The organism is Mesorhizobium abyssinicae (assembly GCF_049887195.1).
GTDB lineage: Bacteria > Pseudomonadota > Alphaproteobacteria > Rhizobiales > Rhizobiaceae > Mesorhizobium > Mesorhizobium abyssinicae.
In genome coordinates, this window is sequence record NZ_JARAKC010000004.1 from 269,586 (window position 1) to 284,886 (window position 15,301).

Annotated in this window: 14 protein-coding genes; 12 read left to right on the forward strand and 2 right to left on the reverse strand. The window is 65.7% G+C overall.

Translation table 11 applies throughout. The features are described 5' to 3' along the window. Nucleotides 1-43: 43 nt before the first annotated feature. The 11 genes from PU724_RS11665 to PU724_RS11715 all read left to right on the forward strand — a co-directional run bounded on the left by PU724_RS11665 (nt 44) and on the right by PU724_RS11715 (nt 12,712). Nucleotides 44-3,400, forward strand: a complete 3,357-nt coding sequence (locus PU724_RS11665; protein WP_354422122.1) for an SPOR domain-containing protein — start codon at nt 44-46, stop codon at nt 3,398-3,400. A gap of 132 nt (nt 3,401-3,532) precedes the next feature. After that, nucleotides 3,533-4,552, forward strand: a complete 1,020-nt coding sequence (nagZ, locus tag PU724_RS11670) for a beta-N-acetylhexosaminidase (protein WP_354422121.1) — start codon at nt 3,533-3,535, stop codon at nt 4,550-4,552. Between the two features lie 63 nt (nt 4,553-4,615). Then, a complete protein-coding gene (locus tag PU724_RS11675; RefSeq protein ID WP_127286573.1) occupies nt 4,616-5,416 on the forward strand; it encodes a segregation and condensation protein A in 801 nt (266 codons plus the stop codon). Continuing rightward, the gene (scpB, locus tag PU724_RS11680) at nt 5,413-6,168 is read left to right on the forward strand and encodes an SMC-Scp complex subunit ScpB (protein WP_127286569.1); all 756 of its coding nucleotides are present in this window, start codon (nt 5,413-5,415) and stop codon (nt 6,166-6,168) included. The genes PU724_RS11675 and scpB overlap by 4 nt, the downstream gene beginning before the upstream one ends. Nucleotides 6,169-6,348: 180 nt before the next feature. Beyond that, the gene (locus PU724_RS11685) at nt 6,349-6,570 is read left to right on the forward strand and encodes a twin-arginine translocase TatA/TatE family subunit (protein WP_127286570.1); all 222 of its coding nucleotides are present in this window, start codon (nt 6,349-6,351) and stop codon (nt 6,568-6,570) included. A 29-nt stretch (nt 6,571-6,599) separates the two neighbouring features. After that, complete coding sequence (tatB, locus tag PU724_RS11690; RefSeq protein ID WP_128275374.1) at nt 6,600-7,388, forward strand: Sec-independent protein translocase protein TatB; 789 nt, start codon at nt 6,600-6,602, stop codon at nt 7,386-7,388. Further along, on the forward strand, nt 7,385-8,260 hold the full coding sequence (tatC, locus tag PU724_RS11695; protein ID WP_127285296.1) for a twin-arginine translocase subunit TatC: 876 nt from the start codon (nt 7,385-7,387) through the stop codon (nt 8,258-8,260). The genes tatB and tatC overlap by 4 nt, the downstream gene beginning before the upstream one ends. Before the next feature lie 100 nt (nt 8,261-8,360). Beyond that, nucleotides 8,361-9,665 carry a serine--tRNA ligase gene (serS, locus tag PU724_RS11700; protein ID WP_292557003.1) on the forward strand — a complete coding sequence of 435 codons (1,305 nt, stop codon included), beginning with the start codon at nt 8,361-8,363 and terminating at the stop codon, nt 9,663-9,665. Continuing rightward, entirely contained in the window at nt 9,665-10,423 is a 759-nt protein-coding gene (gene surE, locus PU724_RS11705) for a 5'/3'-nucleotidase SurE (protein WP_126054204.1), read from the forward strand. The genes serS and surE overlap by 1 nt, the downstream gene beginning before the upstream one ends. Continuing rightward, complete coding sequence (locus PU724_RS11710) at nt 10,420-11,079, forward strand: protein-L-isoaspartate(D-aspartate) O-methyltransferase (RefSeq protein WP_127311166.1); 660 nt, start codon at nt 10,420-10,422, stop codon at nt 11,077-11,079. The genes surE and PU724_RS11710 overlap by 4 nt, the downstream gene beginning before the upstream one ends. A gap of 115 nt (nt 11,080-11,194) precedes the next feature. Next, nucleotides 11,195-12,712 (forward strand): peptidoglycan DD-metalloendopeptidase family protein, encoded by a 1,518-nt coding sequence (locus tag PU724_RS11715; RefSeq protein WP_354422117.1) that lies wholly within the window; start codon nt 11,195-11,197, stop codon nt 12,710-12,712. Between the two features lie 137 nt (nt 12,713-12,849). On the opposite strand, the gene PU724_RS11720 is transcribed toward PU724_RS11715, so the two are convergent. Further along, nucleotides 12,850-13,674 carry an isocitrate lyase/PEP mutase family protein gene (locus PU724_RS11720; RefSeq protein ID WP_354422115.1) on the reverse strand — a complete coding sequence of 275 codons (825 nt, stop codon included), beginning with the start codon at nt 13,672-13,674 and terminating at the stop codon, nt 12,850-12,852. A 129-nt stretch (nt 13,675-13,803) separates the two neighbouring features. Continuing rightward, nucleotides 13,804-14,679 carry an ATP-binding protein gene (locus PU724_RS11725; protein ID WP_354422113.1) on the reverse strand — a complete coding sequence of 292 codons (876 nt, stop codon included), beginning with the start codon at nt 14,677-14,679 and terminating at the stop codon, nt 13,804-13,806. 274 nt (nt 14,680-14,953) lie between these two features. Here PU724_RS11725 and yajC point away from each other — a divergent pair, with 274 nt between their 5' ends. After that, nucleotides 14,954-15,292 (forward strand): preprotein translocase subunit YajC, encoded by a 339-nt coding sequence (gene yajC / locus PU724_RS11730; RefSeq protein ID WP_126054208.1) that lies wholly within the window; start codon nt 14,954-14,956, stop codon nt 15,290-15,292. The last annotated feature ends 9 nt before the right edge of the window (nt 15,293-15,301 follow it).

Here is a 15,301-nt window from a genome sequence, read left to right on the forward strand (position 1 = left end):
CGACGTCCATGGCGTCCGACTGTGTGCGAGTTCGGGAACAATAATGGCAGACAGAACCCCGCTGAAAGTAGCCGATCACAACGACATCGCTGACGACGATCCGTTTGCGGAACTGACCAGGATCATGGGTTTCGACCCGCGCCAGCCGGTAAAGCCGCAGGTGCCTGTCCAGAAGGCTGCGCCCGCCAATCAGCCTGCCGCGGGCAGCGATTTCGACATCGACCTCGAGAAGGAGCTGATGGGCGAGTTCGGCGCCGAGGAAAGTGCCGCCGTCGCGCAGCCGCCAGAGCCGGCTTTCGAAACCGCAGCCTCCGTTGCGCTGGACGACGAGCTTGCGGCGTCGCTCGACCAGGACTTCGTGTTCGACGATATCGCGGACCATCACTTCGGCGCCCCGGCGCAAGCGGCCGCCGAGCCGCAGGCCGATGCGGAGCTCCAGGTCGAAGCGGAGTCGCAATTCGAAGCGGCCTTCGACGATGATTTCGGCCAGGCGGTCGCCAGTTCGCTCGAAGACGTCTCGCCGCTCGATGACGATCTGCCGATGGACGACGAGCTTGCCGCGTCGCTCGATCGCGAATTCCCGGGCGCCAATGAGGCGGTGGAGGCGGTCGACCACAACGTCGTCGAAGCTGCCGCGCCAGTGGCCGAAGCCGCTTTCGATGACGATCTCGAACATTCGGTTTCTCTGTCGCTCGAGGACGAGCTGACGCTAGACGGACATGGCCCTGCGGAGGATCATGCCGCGCCGGCCGTTGCTGCCGAATATGCAGCGCCTGTGCAGGCGGCTGCCGACCAGGCGATCCCCGAGGAGGACTTTTCCGGTCATTTCGACGAGGCGATGGCCGATGTCGACACGGATTTCGAAGCGCAGGCCGAAGAGCCGGCTGAAGCCACGCAGGCCGAAGAGCCGGCTGAAGCCGATGAGATGCCGGCCGTCGAAGCCCTCGCCGAGGCCGCCTATGCCGCTGACGATGCCGATCTGCGGGCTTTTGAGGACGAATTCGAAATCGATCACGCGCCGGTCGACGAGCCGGTGGCTGCCGAAGCGCCTGCCGAGGCCGCTTACGTCACCGATGCCAATGACGATGCTCCCGAATTCGACGACAATTTCGAGCTTGATATCGACGATGCGCCGACCGCCGAGGATCAACAGCCGACAGCCGAAGCCGCTGCCGAGGAAATCGCTCCGATTGCGCCCGCCGTCGTCGCGGTCGAGCCGCCGAAGCCCGCCGCCGAAGAGCGGAGCCTCGAGGACGAACTCAACGCTCTCCTCGGCGCCATGAGCGCGCGGCCGGTTCCCGTCGCCAGGGAAGCCGAGCCCGTCCGTCAGCCGGTGATCGAGACTCCCGCTCCCCAACAGCTGGCTGATGACCTCGATTGGAATCTCGACGGGCAGGAGCCAGCGTCCGGCGAGGATGCAGCGCCCTCCGCCGACATTGATTTCGACGACGACGCGTTCGATGCCGCCTTTGCCAGGGGTATCGGGGGCGATCAGGAGCCGAGCCATCCCGTGGCGTCGGCTTCCCCTTCGCAGGACTGGCTGCGCTCGGCACCGCCTGAGCCGGCGCGTTCCTGGAGCCGCGTGACACCGGTCGCAGCGGCCGCGCAAGCGACGTTCTCGGCCCAGCCGACGGCATCGGCGGCGCCGGTCTCGGCCGAGCCGTCATACCGGCAGGAGCCGGTCGTGGAGGAGGCTCCGGTCTATGCCGAGCCGGAGCCCGCGCCGCAGGACCAGCCGCAAGCCTATGACGAGATGCCCGACGTCGAAACCATCGACGTGCCGGAGCGCGTAGTGGCGCTTGCCGACGATCTCGATATTCCCGAGCTCAACTTCGAGGAAGAAAGGCCGGCGGCGCCAGCTTTTGACGATCTCGACGCCGAGTTCGCCGGCCTGCTGAACGACATGAACGCGGTCGATGTGGCGCCTGCGCCCGCACGCGCCGCCGCCTATGAGGACGACAGCTACGGCGCCGGGTTCAAGCCGGGCCACGATCACGGCGACGCGCGCGCCTATGCGGCGGCGAAGCCGGCTGAAATGCCGGCTGCCTCAGCGCCGGTTTCCCAGGCCGCCGCGACGGGCGGCTTCGATATTGACGATCTGCCGGGCAGCCGGCCGCTCGCGCAGGCCGACGATTTCGCGGTCGATGAGCTCGACTACGACCCCGAACTGGACCAGGAGATGGCGGTGCCGGGCCTTGCCGAGCGTGAGGCCGCCAGGCCGCGCGGCCGTGGCGTGCTGATCGCCGCCGTCGTCGGCGCCGTGGCCCTGGCCGGTGGTCTTGGCGCCTTTGCCTTGTCGTTTGGCGGCAAGGGCGGCAGCGAGGCGCCGGTTATCGTCAAGGCCGACAACGCGCCGATCAAGGTCAAGCCGGAGAATCCGGGCGGCACGGTGGTGCCGAACCAGGACAACAAGGTCTATGACGCGGTGGTCAAGGGTACCAAGCCGGCCGAGCCGGTGCAGGAAAAGCTGGTCACCAACACCGAAGAGCCGGTCGATGTGAAAGCCAAGGAGCCGGAGAGCCGCGTCGTCGATCTTTCGCCCGCCGATGCTGCGCCGGGCATGGACGATGTGGGCAATGCCGCCGCGACCGCGATGCCGGGCGTGGATGCGCAGGCAGGCGCGGATGCGGCGCCGGCGCCGAAATCCGAGGATCGCATAGCCCAGGTCCTGCAGGAAGCCGACAAAGGGACCAACCCGGAAGTCGTCGCCGTCGCGCCGCGCAAGGTCAGGACCATGATGGTCAAGCCCGATGGCTCGCTGGTTGCGCGCGAGGATCCTGCACCCGAGGCTGCTCCGCAGGTCGCTGCCGCCGAACCGGCCGATCCGGCGCCCCAGCATGTCGCCCCCGCGGCGCAGGCCGGTGCCGAGCAGACCGGCACCGTGGCGCCGGCGACCGATCAGGCAAGCGATCAGCCGACCGACCAGGTCGCCAGCGCCGACCAGTCCGATGCCGCTCAGCCGCTCAAGCCGGCGGCGCCGAAGCCCGAGGCCAAGGCTGAAGCCAAGACGCAGACCACCCACAGCCAGTCGGCCGACACGCCGGCCACTGTTCCGGTGGCGCCGCAGCGTCCGTCCGACCAGCCGGTCGACGTCGTCGGCGAGGTGAAGCCCGACCAGGTCGCCTCGATATCGCCGAGCGCGGCAGCGGCGGGCGGCGGTTCGTGGTCGATGCAGATCGCCTCGCAGCCGACGGTTGAAAGCGCGCAGTCCACCTACCAGGACCTGCAGCGCCGCTACGGCAGCGTGCTGTCGGGTCGCACCGCCAACATCGTCAAGGCCGAGATCGCGGGCAAGGGCACCTTCTACCGCGTCCGCGTGCCGGCGCAGTCGCGCAACGACGCGATCGCCCTGTGCACCAGCTACAAGGCGGCCGGCGGCAACTGCTTCGTGTCGCGCTGAGCCTGGTCGCAATCAGCCAAACCGGCGCGGCCGCAGGGCCGCGCCGGTTTTTTGTAGACCGGGATCGGGCCTTCAGCCGCATGTTGGGCGGGGAGATTCCCTTTGTCCGCGCGAAGCCCTAAGCTTCCACGCATGACCGAATCAAAATCCATGATCCTCGGCTGCGCCGGGAAATCGCTCACCCCCGAGGAAATCCGCTTCTATCGCGGCGAACGGCCGTGGGGGTTCATCCTGTTTGCCCGCAATGTCGGCGAGACCGAGCAGATCCGCGATCTGGTCGCCTCGATGCGCGACGCCGTCGGGCGCGCGGACGCGCCGGTGTTCATCGACCAGGAAGGCGGCCGGGTGCAACGCCTGCGGCCGCCATTGGCGCCGAACTATCCCGCGGGCGGCGCGCTCGGCGCGCTGTGGCGCAACGACCGCGAGGCTGGCCGCCGCGCCGCATGGCTGATGGCGCGGCTGCATGCCTTCGACCTGCTTCGCCATGGCATCACCGCCGATTGCCTGCCGGTGCTCGACGTGCCGGTGGAAGGCGCCAGCGACGTCATCGGCGCGCGCGCCTACGGCAAGGAGCCGGGCCCCGTCATCGAGCTTGGCCGCGCCGCCGCCGAGGGACTGATGTCGGGCGGCGTGCTGCCGGTGATGAAGCACATTCCGGGGCACGGGCGGGCCTTCGCCGACACGCATTTCGAACTGCCGACCGTCGATACGCCGCTCAGCGAGCTGCGCAGCCATGATTTCGCTCCGTTCAAGGCGCTCAACCAATTGCCGATGGCGATGACGGCGCATGTCGTCTACAGCGCCGTCGATCCGAACAGCCCGGCGACGACCTCGGCAAAGGTGGTCAACGACATTATCCGCGGCGAGATCGGCTTCGACGGGCTGTTGATGAGCGACGACACCTCGATGAAGGCACTTTCTGGGGATTTCCCGGCAAAGGCGGCGGCGATCCTTGCGGCGGGCTGCGATCTGGTCCTTCACTGCAACGGGGTTTTCGAGGAAATGTCGGGCATTGCGTCACGCACCACGGCGCTTACCGGCAAGCCGCTCGAGCGCGCCGAGCGGGCGCTGACCTATATAAAGGATCGCGACCGCGCGAACGAGACCGAGATACGCGCCGAGTTTGCCACCTATTTCGACGCGGTGGCCTGACAGAGGAAAGAGACAGGGGCAGTGGCGGAAACATTGGACAGCAAGGCCGCGAAGGCCGCACCGATGGACCGTCTGTGGGCCGAGAACGACGATTCGCGCGTCACCGGCGATCCGTCGCTGGTCGTCGACGTCGCCGGCTTCGAGGGGCCGCTCGATCTGCTCCTGCATCTGGCGCGCAACCAGAAGGTCGATCTGGCGCGCATATCGATCCTAGCGCTGGCCGAGCAGTATCTGACCTTCGTCGAGCAGGTGAGGGCGCTGAGGCTGGAGCTTGCCGCCGACTATCTGGTGATGGCGGCGTGGTTGGCCTTCCTGAAGTCGAAGCTTCTGATCCCGAAGCAGCCGGGCGAAGAGGGCGAGAGCGGCGAGGAACTGGCTGCGGTGCTGCAGTTCCGGCTGAAGCGGCTGGAGGCGATGCGCGATGCATCCGCCAGGCTGGTCAACCGCAACCGGCTCGGCCGCGACGTGTTCGCGCGCGGCATGCCGGAAATGGTCATCATCGAGAAGCGCAACGCGTACTCCGCCTCGCTCTACGATCTGCTCACCGCCTATGCGCAGCAGCGCCAGAAGCAGGCGATCAACAATGTGACGATCGCCAGGCGTGGCGTGTGGTCGCTCAAGGATGCGCGCGACATCCTGAACAGGCTGGTCGGCACGCTCAGCGACTGGACGGCGCTGGACAGTTTCCTGATCGAGTATCTCGCCGCTCCGGAAGAGCGGCGCACGGCGGTCGCCAGCTCCTTTGCCGCGACGCTCGAACTGGTGCGTGAAGGCAAATTGGACTTGCGGCAGGAGCAGGTGTTCGCGCCGATCTATCTGCGCGGCCGCGCCCAAGGCATAAAGGCAGTCGAGGTGGTAGCATGAGCGAACGCGCCAACGCTTCGGTCATTCCGTTCAAGGTCGAGGACGAGGCCGAGGAAACTGCGGTCGAGCAGGCTTCGGTCGAGAATCCGGCCGAGCGGCTCGCTCTGGCGGAAGCCGTGCGCATGGCCGAGGCGATCGTCTTCGCCAGCGCCGAGCCGGTCAGCGAAAAGCAGCTTGCCGCGCGTCTGCCCGACGGCATCAACATCGCCGCTGCGATGGCCGACCTGCAGCAGATCTATGCCAGGCGCGGCGTCAATCTGGTGCGTGTCGGCGATGCCTGGGCCTTCCGCACCGCCGGCGACCTGGCGTTCCTGATGAGCCGCGACACAGTCCAGCAAAGGAAGCTGTCCCGCGCGGCGCTCGAGGTTCTGGCGATCATCGCCTACCACCAGCCGGTGACGCGTGCCGAGATCGAGGACATCAGGGGCGTCGAAACCTCGAAGGGCACGCTCGACACGCTGATGGAGACGGAATGGATCAGGATGCGCGGCCGTCGCCGCACGCCCGGCCGCCCCGTCACCTACGGTACGACGGACGCCTTCCTCGACCATTTCGCGCTGGAGGAGATCCGTGATCTTCCAGGCATGGAGGAACTGAAAGGCGCCGGGCTGCTTTCGACCCGCATGCCGTCGAATTTCTCGGTGCCGCTGCCGCCGGCCGACCCTGACGCGCTGGCCGAGGACGAGGATGCATTGACCGACATCGACCTCGAGGAACTCGGTCTTCTGACGCCGCGCGTCACGGAAGATTGACCCGCCTGCCGCTGTCAAAAGCAGCGTTGCGAGGGTAGATGCGCCGATTGGTAGCGGGCGGCATTACCGAAAATGCGTGACATCCGCCGCGCTGTCATAAACTTTGTCGCGGTTGTGTTTGAATCCCAACGCGAAAGCGCATAGATCATCGCCAGGGAAAACATTCGAGAGAGAGTAGCTATGGGTTCGTTTTCGATTTGGCACTGGATGATCGTCCTGGTGATCGTGCTGCTGGTGTTCGGCCGCGGCAAGATTCCGGAGCTGATGGGCGACATGGCCAAGGGCATCAAGAGCTTCAAGAAGGGCATGGCCGACGACGACACCGCCGACGACAAGCGCACCGTCGAGCATCGCGCGGACGAGACCGTTTCGACGGTGAAGGAAAAGGCCAGCAAGAGCTGAGCCCGAGGTTCTAGTCGGAACAGATTGCCATGTTTGAAGTCGGCTGGACCGAGATGCTGGTGATCGCGGTCGTCATGATCGTGGTCGTCGGGCCGAAGGATTTGCCCAATATGCTGCGCACCTTCGGCCGCACGACGGCAAAGCTGCGCGCCATGGCCGGCGACTTCCAGAAGCAGTTCAACGAGGCGCTGAAGGAAGCCGAACTCGACGACGTCAAGAAGTCGGTGGACGAGCTCAGGGGCCTCAGCCCGGTCGCCGAGATCCGCAAGCAGCTCAATCCGTTCGAACAGGCGGCGGCCGATGTCCGCTCCGGCGTCGATGCCGCGATGAAGCCGAAGCCTGCCGTCGATCCGGCCACGCCGGCCGCTTCGACGCCGCAGGCCAGCGAGCCGCTGAAGAACGGCGCGACGGTATTGCCTGGCGTCGAGGCACCGGAAGCGACGCCGGCGGCGCCCATCTTCCCGGCGATGACCGACGATGCCGTTGTGGCGCCGGCAGTTGCCGCTGCAACGGCGGCGCCGCAGAAGGTGGACGCCAAGAAGCCGGCCGCGGCGAAGACTGCCAAGGCACCCGCAACCGTGGCGAAGGCTGCAAAGGCGCAGGCAAAGCCGACGCCAGTGAAAGCCGCCAAGCCAGCCGCACCAGCAAAGACATCGAAGCCGGCAGCTAGCAAGGCGGCGAATAAGTCTGAAGTGAAGGCGGCGCCAGTGACGAAGCCGGCGACGGCGAAGCCCTCGCCCAAGAAGACGGCGCCGGCGACGAAGTCCGCGCCGGCGACGAAGCCCGCGCCTAAGAAGACGGCGGGAGCCGCCAAGTGAGCGTCACGGATCAGGAACGAGACGAAATCGAGAAATCGTCGGCGCCATTGATCGAGCATCTGATCGAGCTGCGCCGGCGGCTGATCTGGTCGCTGGGCGGCTTCTTCGTCGCTTTCCTCGTCTGCTTCTTCTTCGCCAAGCGGCTGTTCAACCTCCTGGTCGTGCCGTTCAAATGGGCGACGCAGTGGGCCGGGCTCGACCCGCACAAGGTCGAGCTGATCTATACGGCGCCGCAGGAGTTCTTCTTCACGCAGGTCAAGCTCGCCATGTTCGGCGGCATGGTCATCGCCTTCCCGCTGATCGCCACGCAGATCTACAAATTCATCGCGCCCGGCCTCTACAAGAACGAGCGCAACGCCTTCCTGCCGTTCCTGATCGCCTCGCCGATCCTGTTCCTGATGGGCGCCTCGCTGGTCTATTTCTTCTTCACGCCGATGGTGATGTGGTTCTTCCTCGCCATGCAGCAGACCGGCACCAACGACCAGGTGCAGATATCGCTGCTGCCGAAAGTCTCGGAATATCTCAGCCTGATCATGACGCTGATCTTCTCCTTCGGCCTGGTGTTCCAGCTGCCGGTGGTGACCAGCCTGATGACCAGGGTCGGCATGCTGTCGTCGAAGGCGCTGGCCGAGAAGCGCAAATGGGCGATCGTCATCGCCTTCGTCGTTGCCGCTGTGCTGACGCCGCCAGATCCGATGAGCCAGATCGGCCTGGCCATCCCGACCATCCTGCTCTACGAGGTCGCCATCTGGTCGGCCCGGCTGATCGAACGCAGCCAGGAGCGGGACCGTCTGGCGCGCGAGAAGCAGGAGGCAGACGAGACCGTGGCCGACAAGACGCCCGACGAGCCCTCGGCGCCGGCGGCATCGTAACGCGGCGGCGGCGGAAAACGGTAACCGCCGCCCGGCCCATCTTGCATCGATCGTGGATGCGGTTTACGCCCTCGAGCCTTAGCTCAGGAGCGTTCAGACCATGCTTGACATCAAATGGATTCGCGACAACCCGAAGGCCCTTGCCGAGGCGCTGGTCAAGCGCTCGTGGTCGGCGGCCGAGGCGCAGTCCACCGTCGATGGCCTGATCGCCAGCGACGAGGCGCGGCGCGAGCATCTGACCGAACTGCAGGTCAAGCAGGAACGCCGCAACGCCGCCTCGAAGGAGATCGGCAACGCCATGCGTTCGGGCGATGCAGCCCTGGCCGAGAAGCTCAAGGCCGAAGTCGGTGAGATCAAGGCCTTCATCCAGAACGGCGAGGCGCGCGAGCGCGAGCTCGACAAAGCGCTGAACGATGCGCTGGCGGTGCTGCCCAACGTGCCGCTGGATGAGGTTCCGGTCGGCAAGGACGAGCACGACAATGTGGTGAAGCGGATTGTCGGCGAGGTGCCTGCGCGCCCGAACTGGGTGAAGGAGCACTTCGAAGTCGGCGAAGCGCTGGGCATGATGGATTTCGAGCGGGCGGCAAGGCTGTCAGGCTCGCGCTTCACGGTGCTTAAGAGCCAGCTGGCGCGGATGGAGCGCGCGCTCGGCCAGTTCATGCTCGATCTGCACACGACCGAGCATGGCTATGAGGAAATCATCCCGCCGCTGATGGTCAAGGACGATGTGCTTTTCGGCACCAACCAATTGCCGAAGTTCGAGCTCGACCTGTTTTTCACGCCGCATGGCGACGGCAGGCTGGGCTTGATCCCGACCGCCGAGGTGCCGCTCACCAACCTGGTGCGCGAAGAAATCACCGCGCATGAAAAGCTGCCGCTGCGCTACACGGCGCTGACGCCGTGCTTCCGCTCGGAAGCGGGCTCGGCCGGGCGCGACACCCGCGGCATGCTGCGCCAGCACCAGTTCTACAAGGTGGAACTGGTCTCGATCACCGACCAGGAAAGCTCGATCGCCGAGCACGAACGGATGACGGCCTGCGCCGAGGAAGTGCTGAAGCGGCTGGAGCTGCCGTTCCGCACGGTGACGCTGTGCACCGGCGACATGGGCTTCGGCGCGCGCAAGACCTATGACATCGAGGTCTGGCTGCCCGGCCAGAACGCCTATCGCGAAATCTCGTCCTGCTCGGTCTGCGGCGACTTCCAAGCACGACGCATGGATGCCCGCTACAAGGACAAGGACGGCAAGGGCAACCGTTTCGTCCACACGCTGAACGGTTCGGGCACCGCTGTCGGCCGCGCTCTCATCGCCGTCATCGAAAACTACCAGAATGAGGATGGCAGCGTAACCATTCCTGAAGCGCTTCGGCCTTACATGGGTGGTCTGACCAAGATCGAATCGAAGTAATGCGCATTCTCTTGACCAATGACGACGGCATCCATGCCGAGGGCCTGGCGTCGCTCGAACGCATCGCGCGCACGCTGTCGGACGACGTCTGGGTGGTGGCGCCGGAGCAGGATCAATCCGGCTACGCGCATTCGCTGTCGATCTCCGAGCCGCTGCGGCTGCGCAAGATCGGCGACAAGCACTACGCCGTGCGCGGCACGCCGACCGATTGCGTCATCATGGGTGTCAAGAAGATCCTGCCGGGCATGCCCGACCTCATCCTGTCCGGCGTCAATTCCGGCGCCAACATCGCCGACGACGTCACCTATTCAGGCACCGTCGCAGGCGCCATGGAGGGCGCGCTGCTCGGCGTGCGCTCGATCGCGGTCAGCCAGGCCTATTCCTATGCCGGCGAGGACCGCGTCGTTCCCTACGAGACGACCGAGGCGCTGGCGCCGGCGCTGCTGAAAAAGCTGGTGGCGATGCCGCTGCCGGACGGCGTGCTGCTCAACGTCAATTTTCCGAATTGCGCGCCCGACGAGATCGAGGGCACCGTCGTAACCTCGCAGGGCAAGCTGGTGCACAGCCTGTGGGTGGACGAGCGCCGCGACGGGCGCGGCCTGCCTTATTACTGGCTGCGCTTCGGCCGCGAGCCGGTCGAAGGCAAGAAGGGCACCGATCTCCATGCCATGCGCAACCGACTGGTGTCGGTGACGCCGCTGCAGCTCGACCTTACAGCTCATGAAATTCGCGACCAACTGACCAAGGCGCTCGCATGAACCAGCCGATTTCAGTCGACGACCGCGAAGGTTTTGCCGCCTTCCTGCTGCGCCTGCGCGGCCGGGGGTCGGCGCCGAAGCCGCTGATTGCCGCCTTCGAGGCGACGCCGCGCCGTGGCTTCCTGTCCGGACAGTTCCATTCGCTCGCCTGGTCGGACGGCATGCTGCCGATCGAATGCGGCGAGGCGATCGAGGGCGCCGACCTGCAGGCCGCGGTGCTCGCGGCGCTTGGCATCGAGCCCGGCAACCGCGTGCTGGAGATCGGCACCGGGACTGGCTACACGGCGGCGGTGATGTCGCGGCTGGCGTCGCGCATCGTCACCATCGACCGTTACAAGACGCTGACCGAGCAGGCCAAACAGCGCTTCGAGGCGCTCGGCATCGGCAATGTCATCGTCCGCCAGGCGGATGGCTCCAACGGATTGCCGAATGAAGGGCCGTTCGACCGCATCGTTGCCTGGGCGGCCTTCGACAACCTGCCGCGTTTCCTGCTCGACCAGTTGTCGAGCGGCGGTGTGGTCATCGCGCCGATCGGCCCGGAGGAGGGCGAGCAGGTGCTGGCAAAGCTCACCAAAGTCGGCAGCCGCTTCGAGCGCGAGGACATCGGTATCGTCAGGCTGCAGCCGATCCTGCGCAGCGTCGCCGCCGTCATCTGACACTCTTCGAATATTTTAAGAAAATTTTCGCCGGATTCTAAGGGGTTAACCGGCCAGTAACATTAACGCGCTTTAATCATGACCAGTTTGTACCGGGTCTGTGCGGGTTAGTGCGATGCAATTCAGTGTTTTGAAGGCAAACGGACGCAATCTGGCGCGTGGCTGCGCCGTCCTCATGATTGCAGGCGCCGCCGCGGGGTGCAGCTCCCAGGTCGCCCGCTTCAACGGTGTCGACGACGTCTTCACCTCCTCGACCAACAATCAGCGCGCCATCATCGATAAACAGGACGCCGCCCAACCCTATCCGGGCGACACCGCGATGGCGCCGGCGCCGGTCGATGGCAGCCACACCCAGTCGGTGAGCCGCTCCAGCCTGGAGCCGGTTTCCGTGCAGCAGCTGCCGCCGCCGGTGTCACAGCCGGCCCAGGCGCCCGCCGCGAAGCCGATGCGCACCGCTTCGGCCCCGGTCCTGGCGCCGCCCGCCACGCATGTCGACAGGACGACCACCGGCACCGTCGCCCCGGCGGCGAAGCCGTTCAAGGAGGCGCAGCCCGACTCGAAGATGGCGGCCGCCGGCACGCCGCACGCCACCGAGATCGTGGTCCGGGACGGCGAGACCATCTCCGGCCTGGCGCAGCGCTACAAGGTGCCGGCCGACGTGATCATGAAGGTCAACGGTCTGAGTGCGACCAAGGGCCTGAAGACAGGCCAGAAGCTGGTCATTCCCGCCTATGCCTATTCGAGCAAGGAGCCGGCGCAGAAACTCGCCGACACCAAGCCCGCGAATGCGCCGAAACCCGCCAGCGCGCCCGAGAAGGTCGCCGTGCTGCCGCAGCAGCCCAAGCTCAAAGATGGCAAGTCGGCCGCGCCGGTCGATGCTTCTGCCGCCGCCAGCGGATCGAAGGACGCCAAGCCCGCGACGCAGGTCGCCTCCGCCAAGCGCGCTGGCGCCGGCGGTACCTACACGGTCCAGCAGGGCGACTCGCTGTCGTCCATCGCCAGGAAGACCGGTGTCGGCGTCGTGGCGCTGAAGCAGGCGAACGGCATGCAGGACGGCCTGCTCAAGATCGGCCAGACGCTGAAGGTTCCGGCCGGCGGCACGGCGACTGTCGCCGCCGCGAAGCCGGTCAAGGTCGATCCGGTGACGACGGCCACCACGCAGCCGGCGGCCAAGCCGACCGAGACGCTCGCCTCCTACACGCCGCCGAAGAAGGACGCCAAGGTCATCCAGCAGGCCGAGGACGACGACGCGGTGGCGCCGGATGCCACCGGCATCGGCAAGATGCGCTGGCCGGTGCGCGGCCGCGTGATCTCCAATTTTGGCGGCGGCAAGGACGGCGTCGACATTGCGGTCCCGGAGGGCACGCCGGTCAAGGCTGCAGAGAACGGCGTCGTCATCTATGCCGGCGACGGGCTGAAGGAGTTCGGCAACACCGTTCTGGTGCGGCACGAGAACGGGCTGGTCACCGTCTACGGCCACGCCAGCTCGATCGAGGTCCAGCGCGGCCAGAAGGTCAAGCGCGGCCAGGAGATCGCGCTGTCGGGCATGAGCGGCACCACCGACTCGCCGAAGCTGCACTTCGAGGTGCGCAAGAACTCCGCCCCGGTCGATCCGTCGGGCTATCTCGAATAGAAGAAGAACAATTGCGGGCCGTCTGAGACCTCCAGTCCAGCCCGCCGGCTCAGCCCGCTCCGCAAGGGGCGGGCTTTTTCAGTCGCTGCCGGCACCGCTTGGGCAAACGTCCAGCGCCGCGGCAGACGGTCGCGAACTCAAGCTTGCGTTGATCCGGTGAAGAAGCCTTCCAGTTCCGCGAAGCCCATCGCTTCCTTGGAAAACCGGAAGGTGCCCGCGGATTTGATCTCCCGCGCGGCGTGGACGAATGTGCCATAGGCAAGCCGCGCCAGCGCCGAGCCGACGCTGATCCGCTTGACGCCAGCATCCGCCAATTCGGCCACGCCAAACGTGGCGCCGGGCATGCCCATGACGACATTGACCGGTTTCGTCACGGCGCCACAGACGGTGCGGATCATGCCGAGGTCGTGGAGGCCGGGCGCATAGAGCACATCGGCGCCGGCCTTCTCGAAAGCCTGCAGCCTTCTGATGGTGTCATCCAGATCGGGGCGGCCCCACAGGAAGTTCTCGCAGCGCGCCGTCAGGACGAAATCATCCGGCAGGGCGCGGCGCGCCTGTGCGGCCGCCTCGATCCGCTCGACCGCCAGCGCGAATTCATAGATCGGATCGTCATGCCTGCCGGTATGGTCTTCGAGAGAACATCCGGCCAGGCCGATGCCGGCCGCGGCCTCGATCGTCTCGGCAGCACTTTGCGGACTGTCACCGAAGCCCTTTTCGAGATCGGCGGAGACGGGCAGTGGCGTTGCTGCCACGATGGACCGACAGTGACTTAGCGTATCTTCTCGCGAGACCTGTCCTTCGGCGACGCCAAGGGAGAACGCCATGCCGGCACTGGTGGTGGCGAGGGCCCGAAAACCCATGGCCGCCAGAATCCGTGCCGTGCCTATGTCCCAGGGATTGGGAATGATGAACGTACCTGGTTCCTGATGAAGCCTGCGAAACGCCGCGCCCTTGCTATCCAATGCGTTCTCCTTCGGGCTTCGAGTCACCGAAGGAAGATGACACAACGATCGGAACAAATAAAGAACAAGCGCTGCGCTTGGTCGTAACGTCAGCCGGCCTGATGTGCGCCTGCTTTCGGATGACAGCTATCAGTCCGTCAGCGGCTTGCCGAGACGTCCCGCCAGATCCTGTGTGAACTGCCAGGCGACGCGGCCGGAGCGGCTGCCGCGCGTCGTCGCCCATTCCAGCGCCTCGGCGCGCAGCGTCTCGGGGTCGATGGCCAGGCCGTGATGGCGGACGTAGCCGTCGATCATGTCGAGATATTCGTCCTGCGAGCATTTGTGGAAGCCGAGCCAGAGGCCGAAACGGTCGGACAGCGAGACCTTCTCCTCGACCGCTTCAGAGGGATTGATGGCGGTCGAGCGCTCATTGTCGATCATGTCGCGCGGCAACAGATGCCGCCGGTTCGAGGTGGCGTAGAAGATGACATTGGTCGGACGGCCTTCGACGCCGCCTTCCAGTGCCGCCTTCAGCGACTTGTAGGACGTGTCGTCATGGTCGAAGGAGAGGTCGTCGCAAAACAGGATGAAGCGGAAGGGGGCGGCCTTGAGCAATCCCATCAGCTTCGGCAGCGTGTCGATGTCCTCGCGGTGGATCTCGATCAGCTTGAGCGGCCGATCGAGCTGGTCGGAGGCATTGACCGCGGCGTGCACCGCCTTGACCAGCGACGATTTGCCCATGCCGCGCGCACCCCACAACAGCACGTTGTTGGCGGCAAAGCCCGAGGCGAAGCGCTCGGTGTTGTCGACAAGGATGTCTCGGACGCGATCGACGCCGCGGATCAGCCCGATGTCGACGCGGTTGACCTTGCGCACCGGCTCCAGATAGCCGGGATCGGCCTGCCAGACGAAGCAATCGGCCCCGGCAAGGTCTGTTTGCGGCACCGGCGGCGGGGCAAGCCGGGTGACCGCTTCGATCAGGCGGTCGAGCTTTTGGTTCAGGGCGTCGAGGGTGCTGTCGGTCATGTCTTGTCTTTTGATCTGGCGTTCGGGATCGGGCAGGCGGGAATCCGCTCTTTCGCGGCGGGATAAGAACCGCTTCCAACCTTTTGCCGGAGCATGATCTTTTCCGCAGACCGCACCCGGCATTCGGCGATCATGCTCTAACACGCGCCAAGCGGCCGGAAAAGCAGCGGATTCGCCCGGCGGCGCAGTTGCATTGGCAACTTTACCGACTATATTCCGGCCAAATTTCGCGGGGCCGCCTTGTGGCGGTTTTTCACCATTCAGGAGTTTCTTGATGTTCGTTACACCGGCATACGCCCAGGGCGTCGGCGCCTCGCCAGACATGTTCATCAGCATTTTGCCGTTTGTCCTGATTTTCGTGATCATGTATTTTCTGATCATCCGGCCGCAGCGCGCGCAGCTGAAGAAGCGCCAGGAAATGCTCTCGGCAGTGCGGCGTGGCGATACGGTCGTGACCGGCGGCGGTTTCGTCGGCAAGGTGACCAAGGTGATCGACGACCACGAACTGGAGATCGACCTCGGCGGCGGCACCAAGGTGACGGCGCTGCGCTCGACGATCTCGGACGTGCGCGTCAAGGGCGAGCCGGTGGCGAACCAGAACGCCAAGAAATAACCGAATTGA